General features: G+C 72.9%; 14 protein-coding genes. 11 read left to right on the forward strand and 3 right to left on the reverse strand.

Annotation, left to right across the window (positions count from 1 at the left end; genetic code table 11):
• The first annotated feature begins 14 nt into the window (after positions 1–14).
• The 5 genes from ACIRNI_RS05945 (at position 15) to ACIRNI_RS05965 (ending at position 3,213) form a co-directional block, all read left to right on the forward strand.
• Positions 15–554, forward strand: coding sequence for a DinB family protein (locus ACIRNI_RS05945; RefSeq protein ID WP_403548677.1), 540 nt, complete (start codon positions 15–17; stop codon positions 552–554).
• A gap of 57 nt (positions 555–611) precedes the next feature.
• Positions 612–1,226 (forward strand): PadR family transcriptional regulator, encoded by a 615-nt coding sequence (locus tag ACIRNI_RS05950; RefSeq protein ID WP_403548679.1) that lies wholly within the window; start codon positions 612–614, stop codon positions 1,224–1,226.
• 45 nt (positions 1,227–1,271) lie between these two features.
• Positions 1,272–2,030 carry a MerR family transcriptional regulator gene (locus tag ACIRNI_RS05955; protein WP_403548681.1) on the forward strand — a complete coding sequence of 253 codons (759 nt, stop codon included), beginning with the start codon at positions 1,272–1,274 and terminating at the stop codon, positions 2,028–2,030.
• A 117-nt stretch (positions 2,031–2,147) separates the two neighbouring features.
• The gene (locus ACIRNI_RS05960; protein WP_403548683.1) at positions 2,148–2,417 is read left to right on the forward strand and encodes a hypothetical protein; all 270 of its coding nucleotides are present in this window, start codon (positions 2,148–2,150) and stop codon (positions 2,415–2,417) included.
• A gap of 103 nt (positions 2,418–2,520) precedes the next feature.
• A complete protein-coding gene (locus ACIRNI_RS05965; protein ID WP_355363094.1) occupies positions 2,521–3,213 on the forward strand; it encodes a VTT domain-containing protein in 693 nt (230 codons plus the stop codon).
• Positions 3,214–3,267: 54 nt separating this feature from the next.
• Here ACIRNI_RS05965 and ACIRNI_RS05970 read toward each other — a convergent pair whose 3' ends face one another.
• The gene (locus ACIRNI_RS05970; RefSeq protein WP_403548685.1) at positions 3,268–7,680 is read right to left on the reverse strand and encodes an HAD-IC family P-type ATPase; all 4,413 of its coding nucleotides are present in this window, start codon (positions 7,678–7,680) and stop codon (positions 3,268–3,270) included.
• A 103-nt stretch (positions 7,681–7,783) separates the two neighbouring features.
• On the opposite strand from ACIRNI_RS05970, the gene ACIRNI_RS05975 reads away from it, so the two are divergent.
• On the forward strand, positions 7,784–8,305 hold the full coding sequence (locus ACIRNI_RS05975; RefSeq protein WP_403548687.1) for a hypothetical protein: 522 nt from the start codon (positions 7,784–7,786) through the stop codon (positions 8,303–8,305).
• Positions 8,306–8,340: 35 nt separating this feature from the next.
• On the opposite strand, the gene ACIRNI_RS05980 is transcribed toward ACIRNI_RS05975, so the two are convergent.
• A complete protein-coding gene (locus ACIRNI_RS05980; protein WP_403548689.1) occupies positions 8,341–9,993 on the reverse strand; it encodes a threonine/serine exporter ThrE family protein in 1,653 nt (550 codons plus the stop codon).
• Positions 9,994–10,142: 149 nt separating this feature from the next.
• On the reverse strand, positions 10,143–10,637 hold the full coding sequence (locus ACIRNI_RS05985; RefSeq protein WP_031077398.1) for an inorganic diphosphatase: 495 nt from the start codon (positions 10,635–10,637) through the stop codon (positions 10,143–10,145).
• Positions 10,638–10,747: 110 nt separating this feature from the next.
• Here ACIRNI_RS05985 and dacB point away from each other — a divergent pair, with 110 nt between their 5' ends.
• The 5 genes from dacB to ftsH all read left to right on the forward strand — a co-directional run bounded on the left by dacB (position 10,748) and on the right by ftsH (position 17,519).
• Positions 10,748–12,199, forward strand: coding sequence for a D-alanyl-D-alanine carboxypeptidase/D-alanyl-D-alanine-endopeptidase (gene dacB / locus ACIRNI_RS05990; protein WP_403548691.1), 1,452 nt, complete (start codon positions 10,748–10,750; stop codon positions 12,197–12,199).
• A gap of 87 nt (positions 12,200–12,286) precedes the next feature.
• The gene (locus ACIRNI_RS05995) at positions 12,287–13,420 is read left to right on the forward strand and encodes a zinc-dependent metalloprotease (protein ID WP_403548693.1); all 1,134 of its coding nucleotides are present in this window, start codon (positions 12,287–12,289) and stop codon (positions 13,418–13,420) included.
• Between the two features lie 209 nt (positions 13,421–13,629).
• Positions 13,630–14,718: a tRNA lysidine(34) synthetase TilS gene (gene tilS, locus ACIRNI_RS06000; protein WP_403548695.1), complete on the forward strand. Its 1,089-nt coding sequence runs from the start codon at positions 13,630–13,632 to the stop codon at positions 14,716–14,718.
• A 41-nt stretch (positions 14,719–14,759) separates the two neighbouring features.
• On the forward strand, positions 14,760–15,299 hold the full coding sequence (hpt, locus tag ACIRNI_RS06005) for a hypoxanthine phosphoribosyltransferase (protein WP_031077393.1): 540 nt from the start codon (positions 14,760–14,762) through the stop codon (positions 15,297–15,299).
• Positions 15,300–15,476: 177 nt separating this feature from the next.
• Positions 15,477–17,519: an ATP-dependent zinc metalloprotease FtsH gene (ftsH, locus tag ACIRNI_RS06010; protein ID WP_403548696.1), complete on the forward strand. Its 2,043-nt coding sequence runs from the start codon at positions 15,477–15,479 to the stop codon at positions 17,517–17,519.
• The last annotated feature ends 28 nt before the right edge of the window (positions 17,520–17,547 follow it).

A 17,547-nucleotide genomic window follows, 5' to 3' on the forward strand; every position in this document is an offset into this window, starting at 1 on the left:
AAGGCGGACGGATCATGGTCACTCACGTTCCCGCGGAGGCTCACGGCGACGAGCGCGGCGCGCTGCTCGCCTTCATCGAGGCGCAGCGCGGCGGCGTCCGGCGCGCGGTGCTCGGACTGACGGACGAGCAGGCGGCGTCGCGGCCCAGCGCCAGTGAGCTGTCGCTCTCGGGCCTGGTCAAGCACGTCGCCGAGGCGGAGCTGAGCTGGCTGCGGATGGCGCAGCAGAAGCCGAACGAGCGCGCCCGCACCCAGGAGACCTGGGGAGACGCCTTCCGGCTGACGGAGGACGAGTCGGTCGCGGACGTGCTGGCCTTCTGGGACCGGGTGGCGAAGGAGACCGAGGAGTTCCTGCGGGCGGTGCCGAGCCTGGACGACACCTTCCCGCTGCCGCCGGCGCCCTGGTTCCCGAAGGACGGGCGGGTGTCGATGCGCTGGATGGCGCTCCACCTGGTGGAGGAGATCGCCCGGCACGCCGGTCACGCCGACATCATCCGGGAGTCGCTGGACGGGAAGACGGCGTTCGAGCTGGTGGACATGGAGCGCGACGTGTGACCCCGCCGCCGGGTCCGGCTGCGTAGCCTGGTCGGAAGCGACCAGGAGGAAACGGCGATGTCAGCGATCCGGCTGCTGGTCCTCGGGGCCGTACGCCAGCACGGGCGGGCGCACGGCTACCAGGTCCGCAACGACCTGGAGTACTGGGGCGCGCACGAGTGGTCCCACGCCAAGCCCGGCTCGATCTACCACGCGCTCAAGCAGATGGCGCGCCAGGGGCTGCTGCGCGCGTACGAGACCGCGCCGAGCACGGCCGGCGGGCCGCCGCGCACCGAGTACGAGCTCACCGAGCAGGGCACCGAGGAGTACTTCGCGCTGCTGCGCGCGTCGCTGACCTCGTACGACCAGAAGGTCGACGTCCTCACCGCGGCGGTCGGCTTCCTCGTCGACCTGGAGCGCGAGGAGGCGCTCGCGCTGCTGGGGCGGCGGCTGGCCGCCATCGAGCGGTGGAAGGCCGACGTCCTGGAGCGCTACACCCCGGAGGAGGGACCCGAGGCGCTGGGTCACATCGGCGAGATCATGAACCTCTGGGTCCACTCGGCGGACGCGGGGGCCGCGTGGACCCGCGGCCTCATCGAGCGGATCGAGCGGGGCGCGTACACCTTCGCGGGCGAGGGCCCGCCCTTCGTCGGCGTCCTCGGAGAATCAGGACTTGCACCTCACGTCGCGTGAGCCCTCAGGCTGAGGGACGTACCGATCAGTGAGGAGCGGGAAGCGATGAGCTACTCCGTGGGACAGGTCGCCGGTTTCGCCGGGGTGACGGTGCGCACGCTGCACCACTACGACGAGATCGGGCTGCTCTCCCCGAGCGCCCGCAGCCACGCGGGGCACCGGCGTTACGACGACGGTGACCTCGACCGGCTGCAGCAGATCATGTTCTACCGGGAGCTCGGCTTCCCGCTCGACAAGGTCGCGGCCCTCCTCGACGACCCCGACGCGGACCCGCGGGAGCACCTGCGGCGCCAGCACGAGCTGCTGACCGCGCGGATCGCCGAGCTGACGAGGATGGCCGAGGCCGTCGAGCACGCCATGGAGGCGAGGCAGATGGGCATCAACCTCACGCCCGAGGAGAAGTTCGAGGTCTTCGGGGACCACGACCCGGAGCAGTACGCCGAGGAGGTCGAGCAGCGCTGGGGCGACACGGAGGCGTACCGCGAGTCGCAGCGCCGCGCCGCCCGCTACACCAAGGCGGACTGGCAGCGCATGCAGGACGAGAACGCCGACTGGGGCGCCCGCTACCAGGCGCTGATGGCGGAGGGCGAGCCGCCGACGGGTGAGCGCGCGATGGAGCTGGCGGAGGAGCACCGGCAGCAGATCGGCCGGTGGCACTACGCGTGCTCGTACGAGATGCACCAGTGCCTGGCGGAGATGTACGTCACGGACGAGCGCTTCACGGCCTACTTCGACGCGATGACCCCGGGCTTCGCGGCGCACCTCCACGACGCCATCGTGGCGAACGCGGCCCGCCGCGGCTGATCCGCCGCGCGTGGCAGAGCCATTCCGGACGACATCCGGAATGGCTTGCTCCGTTTTGGGCACCTCGTCGCGTACGGCCATCGGTACCACCCTCGGTACCGCCGGAAAGGAGCCACCATGGTTATCAGGAAGCTGCACGAGATGGGGGTCCGGAGCGAGCACGCCTACCTGGCCGCCTTCGCGTCCATCGGCCTCTCCGTCGCCACCTGGGCCGCGTCCCTGAACATGGAACCCGGGACGGGGCTCGCCCGCGCCGACCGGTGGGGCATCTTCGTCGGTGAATGGGCGCCCACCTTCTTCGGCCTCGGGCTCGCGCTCTCCCACTACGAGCAGCACGACGGCACGCTGATCGTCGACACCCGGGAGTACCGCGAGCAGTCCGCGTAGGCGCGGGACCGACCATGGGGGGGGCGGTGGAACCGGGACGGGGCCGGAAGCGTTGATAGCTTTGGGCAGCCGTCCCGCCCACCAACCCAGGAGCCCCGGAACCGTGAATACGCTTGCGCTCGGACCGAGCTGGCTGGACCCGGACTATCTGATCCAGACCTTCGGTCTGATCGGCGTCCTGGTCATCGTCTTCGCCGAGTCCGGCCTTCTCATCGGCTTCTTCCTGCCGGGTGACTCCCTGCTGTTCACCACCGGCCTGCTGGTGACCACCGGCAAGCTCGACACGCCCCTGTGGGCCGTGTGCTCGCTCATCGTGGCCGCCGCCATCATCGGCGACCAGGTCGGATACCTCTTCGGCCGCAAGGTCGGCCCGGCGCTCTTCAAGCGCCCGGACTCGCGCCTCTTCAAGCAGGAGAACGTCGAGAAGGCGCACGAGTTCTTCGAGAAGCACGGCCCCAAGTCGCTGATCCTGGCCCGCTTCGTGCCGATCGTGCGGACGTTCACGCCGATCATCGCCGGTGTGAGCCGGATGAACTACCGCTCGTTCATCACGTTCAACATCATCGGCGGTGTCCTGTGGGGCGCCGGTGTGACGCTCCTCGGCGCGTCCCTCGGCAAGATCGACTTCGTGCACCAGCACATCGAGAAGATCCTCGTCCTGATCGTGCTGATCTCGGTCGTCCCGATCGTCATCGAGTACCTGCGGGCCCGCTCCCAGAGCAAGAAGCAGGCCGCCGCCGACGAGCGGAACGGCACCCTGCCGCCCGCCCAGCGCGGCCGCCACGCCAAGCGCTGAGTCTGCCGGGCCCGGCGCCGAGCCGGGCCCGGATCACCGCTCCCGTACCCGCGCTCACCGCTCCCGTACCACCGGTGACAGCACCATCCCCAGCACCGTCGCCGTGGCGATCGCGCTCAGGGCGATGCCCCAGCCGACCGGCCCCAGCGGCGTACAGCCGAAGAACTGGCTCACCCCCGGCGTCTGGATCACGGCGGCCAGCACCGCCGCCGACCCCAGGCTCGCCGCCAGCACGTTCCGGTCCAGCCCGCCCGTCGCGAGCGTCTGCGCCAGCTGCGTACCGACGACCGCGGCCAGCGCGACCGTACTGGCCCGCTTCCCGCGCCCGGTGAGGCGGGCACCGGTCCACGCCAGCCCCGCGCCGGTCGCGGTGATGGCCCCGCGCAGCAGCATCTCGTTCGTCAGGGCGCTGCCCAGCGAGCGGCTGGGCCCCTCGGACATGAGCCGCTCGGCGTTGTGGGCGGCCGGCTCGCGCACCGCGATGGCCAGCGAGGGCGCCAGGTCGGTCAGCAGGTTGACCAGCATGATCTGGCGGGCGTTCAGCGGCGTGGAGCCGGTCAGCGTGGAGATCAGCACGCTGAAGGTGACCTCGCCGAGGTTGCCGCCGATGAGGATGCCGAGCGCGGCCCGCACCGACGCCCACATGGCCCGGCCCTCCATCAGCGCCTCGACGATCGTCTCCAGCCGGTCGTCACCCACGACCAGGTCCGCGGCGGCGGTCGCCGCGGGCGTGCCGCGCCGCCCCAGCGCGATGCCGATGTCGGCGAGCCGGATGGCGGGCGCGTCGTTCGCGCCGTCGCCGGTCATCGCGACGACCCGCCCCACCCGCTGGTACGCCTGGACGATGCGCACCTTGTGGTGCGGGCTGCACCGCGCGATGACGTCCACCGTGGGCAGCAACTCGTCGAGCGCGTCGTCGTCGAGCTCGTCCAGCTCCGCGCCGGTGCAGACCTTCGGGTCGGTGACGTCGCTGATCGTGGACGCGATGGCGTCGGCGGTGGCCGGGTGGTCGCCGGTCAGCATCACCGTGTGCACGCCCGCCTCCCGCAGCCGCGCCGTCGCGGGCGCGGCCCCGGCCCGTACCGGGTCCGCCAGCGTGAGGAACCCCAGGAACACCAGGTCCCGCACGCTGTCGTCGGCGAGGTCCTCGTCCTCGCCCATCCGCCGCTCGGCCACCGCGAGCACCCGCCGTCCGGCGCCCGCGAGCTGCTCCGCCTCGGCGGTCAACCGCGCGTTCCCCGCCTCGTCCAGCGGGCCCTCGCCGTCCGGGCCGCGGCGCCGGGCGCACCGCTCCAGTACGTTCTCGGGCGCGCCCTTCACACTGAGCAGCAGCCCGTGCGTGGTCCGACCCGACGTCGCGTGGTACGCCCGCGACGGCTCGAACGGCAGCGTGTCCAGCCGCCGCCAGCGCGCCGCCCCGTGCCGCACGGTCACCTTCCCGGTGCGCGCGCCCGCCGTCACGGCGCGGTCGGTCTGGTGGGCCATCGGCTCGGACTGCCGGGCGGGCGGGGTGGCGCGCAGCGCGGCGGCGAGGACGTCCTTGCGCCGGTTGTCCAGCCGGTCCGGCGCCAGGGTGCCGTCCCCGTCGCTGACGCCCGCGAGCTGGAGCTTGCCCTCCGTGAGCGTGCCGGTCTTGTCGAAGCAGAGCACGTCGGCGCGGCCGAGCGCCTCGATGGTGCGCGGGTTGCGCACCAGCGCCCCGACGTCAGCGAGCCGCCGCGCGGCGGCCAGCTGGGCGGCGTTCACCAGGAAGGGCAGCCCCTCCGGTACGGAGGCGACGGCGAGGTTCACGGCGGAGGCGAGGTTGTCCGCGAGCGGCCGCCCGTGCACCAGGCCCGACGCCACGACCGCGCTCGCCGACCCGAGCGCGATGGGCAGGCTCGTACGGGTCAGCTTCGCCAGCCGCGCCTCCACGCCCGTCTCGGGCGCCGCCTGCCGCGCGGTGGCGAGGCTGCGCCCGACCTCGGTGCTGGACCCGGTCGCGACCACGACCGCCACGCCCCGCCCGGAGGAGACGGTGGTGCCCTCGTAGACCATGGAGCGGCGGCCGGTGAGGTCCGTGGCGACCACCGGCGCCGGGTCCTTGTGGACCGCGAGCGACTCGCCGGTCAGCGACGACTCGTCGACCTCCAGCCCCTCGGCCTCCAGCAGACGGCAGTCCGCCGGTACGACGTCCTCGGGCCGCAGCAGGATGACGTCGCCCTCCACCAGGTCGCCGGCCGTCACCAGCCGCTCGCGCCCTCCGCGGCGTACGCGCGCGCCGATCGCGGAGCGGCGGAACAGCTCGGCGAGGGCGCGCTCGGTCCGGACCCGCTGGAAGCCGCCGATGAGGGCGGAGGTGCCGGTGATGGCGGCCACCAGCATGGCGTCGGTGCGCGAGCCGACGGCGGTGGCGAGCGCGGCGCCACCGGCCAGGACGGGCGTCAGGGGGTTGGACAGCTCCTCGATGAACGCCGACGGCAGGGTCAGCCGCGCGGGCTCGTTGCCGCCGCGCGGACCCCCGCTGCGGTCGGCCGCCTCCTCGGCGCTCAACCCCTCCGCGGTGGTGTTCAGCCGCTCCAGGACCCGTTCGGTGGGCATCAGGTGCCACGGCACCGTGGTCACGGGCGGCGCGAGGGGCCGGGAGAGCAGCTGCCGGGCGCGCCAGGTGCCCAGGCAGAAGGCCACGCTCGCGGCCGTCGTACCGGCCGTCATGCCCCGGGCGGTGGCCTGGGCGGGCGGCCCCTGGAGCGCGGCGACCGCGCCGACCCCGCTGCCGCCCGCGGCGAGCACGGCGCTGTCCCGGTCCACGCGGGCGGCCATGCCGACGGCGTCCACGATGATCCCGGCCGATTCGAGGTCGGAGCCGACGATCAGGTGCGCGCCCCAGGCGGGCGGCTCGCCGTCCCGGTGCACGCCGACGCCGCAGTCCGCCGCGCCGAGCGCGCGCCGGTTGCCGGAGACCAGCAGCACCACCGCGCCGTCGGCCTGGAGGCCGCGTACGGAGGCGACCAGGCGCTTGCCCGCCGGGACCACCGCGTCGGCGAAGGTGAACGCCGGTGCCTCGCGGTCGGTGGCCAGCACCACGCGGGCGCCCGCGCGGCGGGCCGCCGCCGCGACCGCCTCGGCGCCGGGCGCCGTCTGCGTACCGAGCCCGGCGACCGCCATCAGGCGGCGGCCCTTCGCGAGGCCCAGCGTGCGCTCGGCGCCCCGGCGCCGCAGTCGGGCGTCGGCCTGCTTCCCGGTCCGGCCCGTCAGGTCCAGCTCGTCCAGCGGGCCGAGCACCCAGCCGTCGTCGTCGCGTGCTGTCCCGAGCGGCGCGTCCGCGTCGAAGAGCGTGAACAACCGCCCGGCCGTCGCCTCCGGGTCCGCGCCGCTGAGCAGTTCCAGGTCGACCGGCTCGTACCGGTCGCTGCGCAGCGCGTCCTCCTCCAGGACGACGGTGTCCACCTGGCCCAGCCGCCGCAGGGCGCTCCGGTCCATGGTGACCACGCCCCGCATCGCCAGGGCCCGGCCCAGGCTGGTCGCGAAACCCTCGCGGCCCGCCTCCGGTGCCTTCGGGACGGCGGAGAGCGCGACGGCGATGCCGCGGCGCAGCCCGGCGAACGGCACCGTCAGGGCCCCGGCCGCCAGGCCCGCCGCCATGGCCCGCTCGGCGTACCGGTCGACCGAGTCCTTCGGCGTCGGACCGGCGCGGTCCACGACGAGCGGCTCCGCCTCGGCGTCCTCCGGCCCCCGCACCAGGTCCGGCTCGGCGTCGGCCCACGCCTTGCGCTCCGCGGTGGCCTCGCGCCACTGGGCGACCCGCTCGAACACGTCCAGGGCCAGCCCGCCGCCCCGGGTGGCGACGCCCTGCGCGAGGGCGCTCACCACGGGAAGGACGGACTCCGCCTGCTCGGCGCTGCTGAGGTCGGCGACCAGGTGGCGCAGCTTCGGGTGGTGCTGGAGGGCGCCGAAGACCGCCGCCACCTCCGGGGGCAGCCGGATCCAGGGCGCGAGCTGCCGTACGGCGGTGATGCCGAGACCCACGGTGTCCGCCGCCAGCACGGGCACCGACTGGCGGGTCCGGGGGCCCTCGCAGGGGTGGTGCGGCTCGGGGCACCACTCGTCGAACTCGTCCGGGTGCGCGTCGCCCTCCGCCTGCTTGACCAGCGCGACCAGCTCGCGCTCGGCGGGCGGCGGCGAGGAGACGGCCACGACCACGCGCTCGGAGGGCGCGTTCACGCGCGCCCACAGCACGCCGGGGTGGCCCTCCAGGGCCCGCTCCACCCGCGTGGCGACCCGCTCGCCGCCGACGCCGTGCACCCCGTGGACCTCGATGTAGCAGCGGCCGGGCCGCCACCAGACGCCGCGCTGCGGCAGGCCGATCAGCCGGCCGGCGACGTCGGCGGCACCGCGCACCCCGGCGGCGACGCCGTACGTCACGCCCGACGCCACCGGCGCGAGCAGACCGGGTGACCACAGGTGGGGACTTGGCAACGGTGACATGGGCACTGCCTCCGGTCCGTCCGTCATTCCGATTCAACCGTCCCGGAATGGCTACCCTAAATATAGACAAACTGCCCATACCAGATGTGCGGATGTGAGACCTGTGGCCACATCTCCAACGCCTCGTAAGCGCTCCTCCTCGACGAAGTCCGCCAGTGCGACCAAGTCCACCAGTGCGGCGAAGTCGGGTAGGACGAAATCCGCCACGACCAAGTCCGCTTCGGCGAAGTCGCGCTCGACCGCCCGCGCCAAGAAGGTGGCCGCGGAACCGCCCAAGGAGCGGCAGACGGTCCCCGAGGCGGTCGAGACACCCGTGAAGTCCGTGAACTCCGGCGATGGCGGCGGCGGGCGCACGGTCAGCTTCACCGTGCCGTCCTTCGACCGCGTCGCGAACGGCGCGGCCAACGCGGCGATGCTCCCGGTGGCGGTCGCCCGCCAGGTCCTGCCCGCCAAACGGGGCCTCCCGGTCTACCTGGGCCTCGGCGTGCTCGGCGTGGCGGACGTCATCGAATGGCCGGTCGCCATCGGCCTGGGCGTCGGGTACGCGTTCCTGCGCCGCACGGGCGTGATGCCCCAGGGGACCCCGGGCTTCCAAGGCGCCGGGCGGGCCCCGCGCGCGGCCTGAGGCGGCTCGCAGCCGCTCGAAGACCGCCCAGCCGCTCAGAAGCCGCGCGTCCGCTTCGCCGCGCGCCGGGCCGCCGCCGACCCCGGCGCGCGGATGAACATGCGCGCCATCTCGCCCCCGAGGTTCACGCCGATCGCGATCGCCAGCGCGAGCGCCGCCGCCCGCGCCAGCGAGGCGAACCCCGCGTCCAGGTTGTTCTGCGCGATGTTCAGCACCCCCAGGTACGTCGCGCTACCCGGCAGCAGCGGCCCGATCGCCGCCGTCACGTACGGCATCGACGACGTGTGCTCGTACCGCGCGAACAGCTGCCCGAAGAGGCCCACCAGCCCCGCCGCGACCGCCGTCGCGAGGACCGTCGGCCCGTCCGCGGTCACCGCGATCGACGCGTACACGACCCATGCGACGCCGCCGTTGAGCGCCACGAAGAGCACGGTGGAACGATCCTGCTGCAGCAGCACCGCGAAGGTCACCGACAGCAGCACCGCCGCCAGGATCTGCATCCACGGCCGCTCGACGGCCTGGAGCGCCCCCTCCGGGTTCAGCTTCGCCTGGAAGAACTCCACGCCCACGTACAGCACGGTGAGCACGCCCACCACGATGGCGACGAAGAAGTACGCCACCTCCAGCAGCCGCGCCGAGGCGGTGATGTAGAAGCCGGTCAGGCCGTCCTGGACGGCCGCCACCAGCGCCCGCCCCGGGATCAGCGCGAACAGCCCACCGGTGATCACGGCGTTCGGCTGGAGCCCCGCGTGCAGCAGGCTCACCACCACCCCCAGCGCCGCCGGCGGCACCGCCGCCACCGCGAACTGGTAGAACTCCGGCAGCCCGCGCCCCGCGCACAGCCACGCCAGCCGGTCGCCGAGCATCGCGCCCGCCGCCGCCACCGCGAAGACGGCCATGTCACCGCCGAGCAGCATCGACGCCGCGCCGGCCAGCAGACCCGCCGCCAGCGTGAGGACCCACCCCGGATACGGGTGCCGGTTGCGCCGGATCTCCGCGAGGCGCCGGTACGCCTCCTCCAGCGTGACGTCGTAGTCCTCGGTGTTGATGTCGGCGACCAGCGCGTACACCGCCACCAGCCGCGTGTAGTCCGTCCCCCGCCGCCGCACGGTGCGGTTCGCCGTCACCGGGTCGTCCACCAGCGACGGCTGGTACGTGATCGACAGCAGCGTGAAGGTCACGGTCGGCTCGCAGCGGTCGAGCCCGTACGAGCGGCAGATCGCGAACATCGCCGCCTCGACGTCCTCGGCGCCCTCGCCGCCCGCGAGCAGCAGCTCGCCGATACGCAGCGTCAGGTCCAGCACGCGCGGAACCGCCGGGCCGACCTCCTCGTGCCGCTGCACCGGCTCCGGCACCGGCCGCTCGCTCACCGGCATCCGCAGCATGGTGCGCATCCGGTCCTGCCAGGGCGCGTCCCGCGACAGCTTCACCGCGGGAAAGCCGTGTGCGGGCGTGAACGCGGGCGGAGACTGCTTCGCCCCGTACGTCGACGGCGGCGCGAACGCCGAGCCCTCCGGCTCCGCCTGGGTCTCCGGCGCCAGGCCGCGCGGAACGGCGAACTCCGACGTCGGCTGGTCCTCCTCGGGCCCGAGGGGCTGCTCCACCCCCGGTGGCGGAGTGAAGGCGCTGTGCGCCTCGTCCGACTGAGGCTTCCGGTCCTCCGGAACGCCCGCTTCCTCCGCCGTCACTACCCTGTCCCTCACTCCCATCCGACCCGTCTGCCCAGTATGCGCATGGGCAAGGGGCTAGGTCGTGTCCGGAGAGTGTCCGGACGCACGACGGGCGGTGCACCTGTGAAGGTGCACCGCCCGTGCGCGTACCGACTGCGGTACGGGGCTCAGTGAGCGCCGCCCTGCGCCTCCAGGCGCTTGATGGAGGCCTCGATCTCGGCCTCGGCCTCGGCGCGGCCGACCCAGTTGGCGCCCTCGACGGACTTGCCGGGCTCCAGGTCCTTGTAGACCTCGAAGAAGTGCTGGATCTCCAGGCGGTCGAACTCGGACACGTGGTGGATGTCCCGCAGGTGCTCCATGCGCGGGTCGGAGGCCGGCACGCACAGCAGCTTGTCGTCGCCGCCCGCCTCGTCCGTCATGCGGAACATGCCGATGGCGCGGCACTTGACCAGGACACCCGGGAAAGTCGGCTCGTCCAGGATGACCAGCGCGTCCAGCGGGTCGCCGTCCTCGCCCAGGGTGCCCTCGACGAAGCCGTAGTCGGCCGGGTAGACGGTCGACGTGAAGAGGTGGCGGTCCAGTCGGATACGACCGGTCTCGTGGTCCACCTCGTACTTGTTCCGCGACCCCTTCGGGATCTCGATGGTGACGTCGAACTCCACGGGTGGCTCCTCCAAGATCAACACAAAGCGGGGGTGCCGTGCTCACGGCACAGCTCAGTGATTAAGTGTCCCTCACGCTACTGAGTGCTCGCGAAAGGGGCTGGTCGGCCGTGCCGGAGCCGAAGGTCTTGCAGCTCGCCGCCGGCTCGGCCCTGCTCGGCCTGGTCCTCTCGGCCGGCGCGGCGGGCCTCGCCGGTCCCTGGGACTCGGGTCAGCGTACGGCGGAGCGCGCCCGCGCCGCCGCCGGGGCCCGCGCGGGTGGCGCAGATCACGGCGCGGCCGCCCCCGGAGGCCCGGCCGCCCGCCCCGACCGCCCCGCCCGGCCCGACGCCCCCGCACCCGCCCCGAGCGCCGCCGGCGTGCTCACCGCCGTCGCCGCCGCCACCGCTCCCGACAAGGCCGCCGCCCCGCCGCCCGCCACCGCGCCCACCGCCCTCGCGGCCGCCCTGGAGCCGCTGCTCGCCTCGCCGGACCTGGGCCCGCTGCGTACGGCGGCGGTCGTGGACGTCGCCACCGGCGAGCAGCTGTACGGGAACGGGGCCGCGGCCCCGATGACACCCGCCTCCACCGTGAAGGTCGCCACCGCGGCCGCCGCGCTCTCCGCCCTCGGCCCGGACCACCGCATCCCCACCACCGTCGTGGCCTCCGCGGACTTCCGCACCGTCACCCTGGTCGGCGGCGGCGACCCGACCCTCGACGGGCGCCGGCTCGCCGCCCTCGCGAGGGACACCGCCCGCGCCCTGCGCGACCGCGGCGCCACCACCGTCCGGCTCACGTACGACACCTCCCTCTACTCGGGCCCGGAGCGCCACCCCATCGGCGTCAACGACAACATCGCCGCGGTGACGCCCCTGATGACCGCCGAGGGCAGGGGCGACGGCCCCGGAACCGGCCCCGCGCCCCGCTCCGCCGACCCGGCCGGGGACACCGCCCGCGCCTTCGCCGGGCTCCTCGCCGAACTGGACGTCACCACCGGCAAGCCGCCCGCCCGCGCCAAGGCGCCCAAGAAGGCCACCCGGCTCGCCAGGACCTACTCCCAGCCGCTCTCGGCGCTGGTCGAGCACACCCTGACCCACAGCGACAACGACCTCGCCGAGGCCCTGGCCCGCCACACCGCCCTCGCCACCGGCGAGCCCGCCAGCTTCGACGGCGCCGGCCGCGCCGTCCGCGAGCGGCTGGACAGGCTCGGCGTCCCGCTCGCGGGGGCGCGGTTCGCCGACGGCAGCGGCCTCGACCGGCGCGACAAGGTCTCCGCCGCGCTCCTGACCGCGGTGCTCGCCCGCGCCGCCGACCCCGCCCGCCCCGAACTGCGCCCCGTCCTCACGGGCCTCCCGGTCGGCGGCTTCAGCGGCACCCTGAAGGACCGTTACGCCGACGGTTCCCCGGGCGCCGGTCTGATCCGCGCCAAGACCGGCACCCTCACCGGCGTGAACTCCCTCGCCGGGACCGTGGTGACCGCGAACGGACGACTGCTCGCCTTCGCGTTTCTCGCCGGCGAGACCCCGTCCGCGCACGCCGCCCAGCCCGCTCTGGACCGCCTCGCCGCCGCGCTGACCCGCTGACGGCTCCGTGACGGGACCGGCGAGCGGCTGCGAAGGGCGCCGTCCCATCCCTCACCCTCCACGCGGCCGAGCACGTACGGTTGACGCATGACGAGCATCGGTGGTGCGGAGATGGTCGACTGGAACCTCGCGGTGGCGACCGCGACCCGGCTGGTACGGCCCGGGCCCGAGGTGAGCCGGGAGGAGGCGCGGGCGGTCGTCGCCGAGCTGCGGCGCCACGCGAAGGCATCGGAGGAGCACGTCCGGGCGTACACCCGGATGATCCCCGAGGGCCACCTCCCGGAGGACACCCCGATCCTGGTCGTCGACCGGCCCGGCTGGGTGAGGGCGAACGTCGCGGGCTTCCGCGAACTGCTCAAACCCCTGCTGGAGAAGTTGCAGGAGCGCCGCTCGGCCTCCCCGGGCGGGGCCGTGCTGGGCGCGGTGGGCGGCAAGGTGACCGGCGTCGAGCTCGGCATGCTGCTGTCGTTCCTGGCCTCCCGGGTCCTCGGCCAGTACGAGACCTTCGCCCCGGCCACGCGCGAGTTGCCCGCCGGGCAGAACGGCGGCGGGCGGCTGCTGCTGGTGGCGCCGAACATCGTCCACGTCGAGCGCGAGCTGGACGTGGTCCCGCACGACTTCCGGCTCTGGGTGTGTCTGCACGAGGAGACGCACCGCACGCAGTTCACCGGCGTGCCGTGGCTGCGCGACCATCTGCAGGGCGAGATCCAGTCATTCCTGAGCGCCACCGACGTCGATCCGGCCACCGTGCTGGAGCGGCTGCGCGAGGCCGCCCAGACGCTCGTGGGGGCCCGCCCCGAGGGCGAGGAGGGCGAGGGCCGCTCCCTGGTCGAGCTCGTCCAGACGCCCGAGCAGCGCGAGATCCTCGGCCGGCTGACCGCTGTCATGTCCCTCCTCGAAGGGCACGCGGACTACGTGATGGACGGGGTGGGACCGCAGGTCGTCCCGTCGGTCGCCGAGATCCGCGAGAAGTTCCAGCAGCGCCGGGCGCGCGGCGCGTCCCGCCTCGACCTGGCCCTGCGCAAACTGCTCGGCCTGGACGCCAAGCTGCGCCAGTACCGGGACGGCGAGAAGTTCGTCCGGGCGGTGGTCGACGAGGTCGGCATGGACGGCTTCAACCGGGTGTGGACCTCCCCGAACACGCTGCCCACCAAGGCGGAGATCGCCACACCGGCGGACTGGGTCGCGAGGGTGCACCGTAAAGCAGAGGGAGCACCGTAAAGGGAAGTGACGAGTCCGATCCGGCCGAGGGCAGAAGACGCCCCTCCAATCACCCATCCGAGGGACCGTGGGCGGTGGGTAGGCGTGCGATGCTCGGGTATCGGCCGTGTTCTGTCACGATCGATGCACCGTGAGTGACCGAACCCTCCGGTCCGACCGTTAAGACTCCGACCGAGGCACCCCCCAACTTCACACGAAGGGCACCGGACATGGGTCCCCATCCTGCGGTCGCGGCGATACGCCTGGCGGTCCGCCGCGTTCTCCACGACGTACTCACCGAGCACACCGCGCAGCACACCGTCCCCGAGCTCAGCACGACCGCACCGACCGGACAGGCCGCACCGACCGCACCGAGCGCACCCCCGGGCGCCCGCGACGCGTCGTGGACGCCGCTCGTGCTGGTCGCCTGTTCCGGCGGCGCCGACTCCATGGCGCTCGCCTCCGCCCTCGCCTTCGAGGCCCGCAAGCTGCCCGTCCGCGCCGGTGGCATCACCGTCGACCACGGCCTCCAGGACGGTTCCGGCCTGCGCGCCGCCGAGGTCGCCGTCCGGCTCACCGCCATGGGGCTGGACCCGGTGGAGGCCGTCACCGTGACCGTCGGCCGCGACGGCGGACCCGAGGCCGCGGCCCGCGACGCCCGGTACGCCGCGCTGGACGAGGCCGCCGAGCGGCTGGGCGCCGCCGCGGTGCTGCTCGGGCACACCCGCGACGACCAGGCCGAGACGGTGCTGCTCGGCCTCGCCCGCGGCTCCGGCATCCGCTCGCTGTCCGGGATGGCCGCCGTCTCCGGCGCCGAGGGCCGCTACCGCCGCCCCTTCCTCCAGCTCGACCGGCAGACGGCCCGCAAGGCCTGCATGGTGCAGTCCCTGCCCGTCTGGGACGACCCGATGAACGCCGACCCGGCCTACACCCGGTCGCGGCTGCGCCACGAGGGCCTGCCCGCCCTGGAGAAGTCGCTCGGCAAGGGCGTCGTCGAGGCCCTCGCCCGGACGGCCCAGCTCTGCCGGGACGACGCCGACGCGCTCGACACCTGGGCCGCCGACGTCGAGCCCTCCGTACGGGACGAGACCGGCCATCTGGTCTGCGCCCGGCTCTACGCGCTGCCGCCCGCCGTCCGCCGCCGCGTGCTGCGCCGCGCGGCCATCGCCGAAGGCGCCCCGGCGGGCTCCCTCTTCGCCCGGCACATCGAGGAACTCGACCGGCTGATCACCAGCTGGCGCGGTCAGGGGGCCATCAATCTGCCCGGCCGCGTCGAGGCACGCCGACAGGGTGGCAGACTGGTCATTCGGCAAGGCTGACGCAGGCTGCAACGAAAGTGACCCGGGTGAACGAGAAAGACATGGGCGCCGACCTCCAGTCGGTGCTCATCACCAAGGAAGAGATCGACGCGAAGCTGGCCGAGCTGGCCGCGAAGATCGACGCTGAGTACGCGGGCAAGGACCTGCTCATCGTCGGCGTCCTCAAGGGCGCCGTGATGGTGATGGCGGACCTGGCGCGCGCGCTGTCCACCCCCGTCACGATGGACTGGATGGCCGTCTCCTCGTACGGGGCGGGCACCCAGTCCTCCGGCGTGGTCCGGATCCTCAAGGACCTGGACACCGACATCAAGGGCAAGCACGTCCTGATCGTCGAGGACATCATCGACTCCGGCCTGACCCTGTCGTGGCTGCTGTCGAACCTCGGCTCGCGCGAGCCGGCCTCCCTGGAGGTCTGCACCCTGCTGCGCAAGCCCGAGGCGGCGAAGGTCGCGATCGACGTGAAGTGGATCGGCTTCGACATTCCCAACGAGTTCGTCGTCGGATACGGCCTGGATTACGCGGAGAAGTACCGCAACCTCCCCTTCGTCGGGACGCTGGCGCCGCACGTCTACGGCGGCTGATCGGGTTGGCCCCCTGATGTCCCGGCGCCGTACGGGAACCCCGGCCCCCTTCCCGCCGTTGGAGCATGGGAAGGCGGTCGCGGGTGACAATGCTGGGGTACCGTCCGAAGAACAGTCTTTTCTCATAGCAGCATTTACCTACGGGCAGGAGGGACGGGGCGTCATCGCTCCGTATGGATGGACGTGAAGCGATACTTCCGTGGGCCGGTCATGTGGATCGTGCTGGCCGTCCTCGCCGTGGTCGTGTTGATGCAGGTCGTCGGCTCGTCGGGCGGCTACAAGACGGTGGACACCGGCGAGGTCGTCCAGGCGATCGACAAGAACCAGGTCGACCAGGTCAAGCTGACCACCGGCGACGAACAGATGATCAAGGTCGACCTCAAGGACGGCCAGAAGGTCAAGGGCAGCGACAAGATCCAGGCGAGCTACATCGGCACGCAGGGCTCCGACCTCGCCGCCACGCTGCAGAAGAAGTACGAAGCGGGTGACATCGACAAGGGCTACACCGTCGCGCCCTCCAAGCAGAGCCCGTTCGTCTCGGTGCTGCTGTCGCTGCTGCCCTTCGTACTGATCGTCGTGGTCTTCCTGTTCCTGATGAATCAGATGCAGGGCGGCGGCTCCCGGGTCATGAACTTCGGGAAGTCCAAGGCCAAGCTGATCACCAAGGACACCCCGAAGACGACCTTCGCCGACGTGGCAGGGTCCGACGAGGCCGTCGAGGAGCTCCAGGAGATCAAGGAGTTCCTCCAGGAGCCGGCGAAGTTCCAGGCCGTCGGCGCCAAGATCCCCAAGGGCGTGCTGCTGTACGGCCCGCCCGGTACGGGCAAGACGCTCCTCGCGCGCGCCGTCGCGGGCGAGGCCGGCGTGCCGTTCTACTCGATCTCCGGCTCCGACTTCGTCGAGATGTTCGTCGGTGTCGGTGCCTCGCGTGTGCGCGACCTCTTCGAGCAGGCCAAGGCGAACGCCCCGGCGATCGTCTTCGTCGACGAGATCGACGCCGTCGGCCGGCACCGCGGCGCGGGCCTCGGCGGCGGTCACGACGAGCGCGAGCAGACCCTGAACCAGCTGCTCGTCGAGATGGACGGCTTCGACGTGAAGGGTGGCGTCATCCTGATCGCCGCCACCAACCGGCCGGACATCCTCGACCCGGCGCTGCTGCGCCCGGGCCGCTTCGACCGGCAGATCGCCGTCGACCGCCCGGACATGCTGGGCCGCCTGGAGATCCTCAAGGTCCACCAGAAGGGCAAGCCGGTCGCTCCGGACGTCGACCTGTCCGCCGTGGCGCGTCGTACGCCGGGCTTCACCGGTGCCGATCTGTCGAACGTCCTGAACGAGGCGGCGCTGCTGACCGCCCGCTCGGACAAGAAGCTGATCGACAACCACATGCTGGACGAGGCGATCGACCGGGTGGTCGCGGGCCCGCAGAAGCGGACCCGGATCATGTCGGACAAGGAGAAGAAGATCACCGCGTACCACGAGGGCGGTCACGCCCTGGTCGCGGCGGCCTGTCCGAACTCCGACCCGGTCCACAAGATCACCATCCTGTCCCGTGGCCGGGCCCTGGGCTACACCATGGTCCTGCCGGACGAGGACAAGTACTCCACCACGCGCAACGAGATGCTCGACCAGCTGGCCTACATGCTGGGCGGGCGCGCGGCCGAGGAGCTGGTCTTCCACGACCCGACCACGGGCGCGGCCAACGACATCGAGAAGGCGACCGCGACCGCGCGGGCCATGGTCACGCAGTACGGCATGACCGAGCGGCTCGGCGCGATCAAGTTCGGCGGCGACAACAGCGAGCCCTTCCTGGGCCGCGAGATGGCGCACCAGCGCGACTACTCGGAAGAGGTCGCCGCGCTCGTCGACGAAGAGGTCAAGAAGCTCATCGAGACCGCGCACAACGAGGCCTGGGAGATCCTCGTCGAGAACCGTGACGTCCTCGACAACCTCGTCCTGCGGCTGCTGGAGAAGGAGACGCTCGGCAAGGAGGAGATCGCCGAGATCTTCGCCCCGATCGTCAAGCGCCCGGCCCGCCCGGCGTGGACCGGCTCCTCGCGGCGTACGCCGTCGACGCGGCCGCCGGTGCTGTCGCCGAAGGAGCTGGCGCTGACCAACGGCGCCGCCGGCTCCGCCGCGACGAACGGCTCCGGTCCTTCCTCCTCCGACACCACCGCCGCCCCGGCGGCGGAGCCGGTCACGGAGGACCGCCCCGAGGCGTAAGGCTGCAAGCCCCGGAATGAAAGCCGCG

Origin of the sequence: Streptomyces sp. NPDC093546, assembly GCF_044765045.1 — a bacterium.
Taxonomy (GTDB): domain Bacteria; phylum Actinomycetota; class Actinomycetes; order Streptomycetales; family Streptomycetaceae; genus Streptomyces.

Coding starts and splice junctions, on each gene's coding strand:
- ACIRNI_RS05945 (WP_403548677.1), top strand. CDS start 15: ATGGTCACTCACGTTCCCGCGGAGGCTCACGGCGACGAGCGCGGCGCG.
- ACIRNI_RS05950 (WP_403548679.1), top strand. CDS start 612: ATGTCAGCGATCCGGCTGCTGGTCCTCGGGGCCGTACGCCAGCACGGG.
- ACIRNI_RS05955 (WP_403548681.1), top strand. CDS start 1,272: ATGAGCTACTCCGTGGGACAGGTCGCCGGTTTCGCCGGGGTGACGGTG.
- ACIRNI_RS05960 (WP_403548683.1), top strand. CDS start 2,148: ATGGTTATCAGGAAGCTGCACGAGATGGGGGTCCGGAGCGAGCACGCC.
- ACIRNI_RS05970 (WP_403548685.1), bottom strand. CDS start 7,680: ATGTCACCGTTGCCAAGTCCCCACCTGTGGTCACCCGGTCTGCTCGCG.
- ACIRNI_RS05995 (WP_403548693.1), top strand. CDS start 12,287: ATGACGAGCATCGGTGGTGCGGAGATGGTCGACTGGAACCTCGCGGTG.
- tilS (WP_403548695.1), top strand. CDS start 13,630: ATGGGTCCCCATCCTGCGGTCGCGGCGATACGCCTGGCGGTCCGCCGC.
- hpt (WP_031077393.1), top strand. CDS start 14,760: ATGGGCGCCGACCTCCAGTCGGTGCTCATCACCAAGGAAGAGATCGAC.
- ftsH (WP_403548696.1), top strand. CDS start 15,477: ATGGACGTGAAGCGATACTTCCGTGGGCCGGTCATGTGGATCGTGCTG.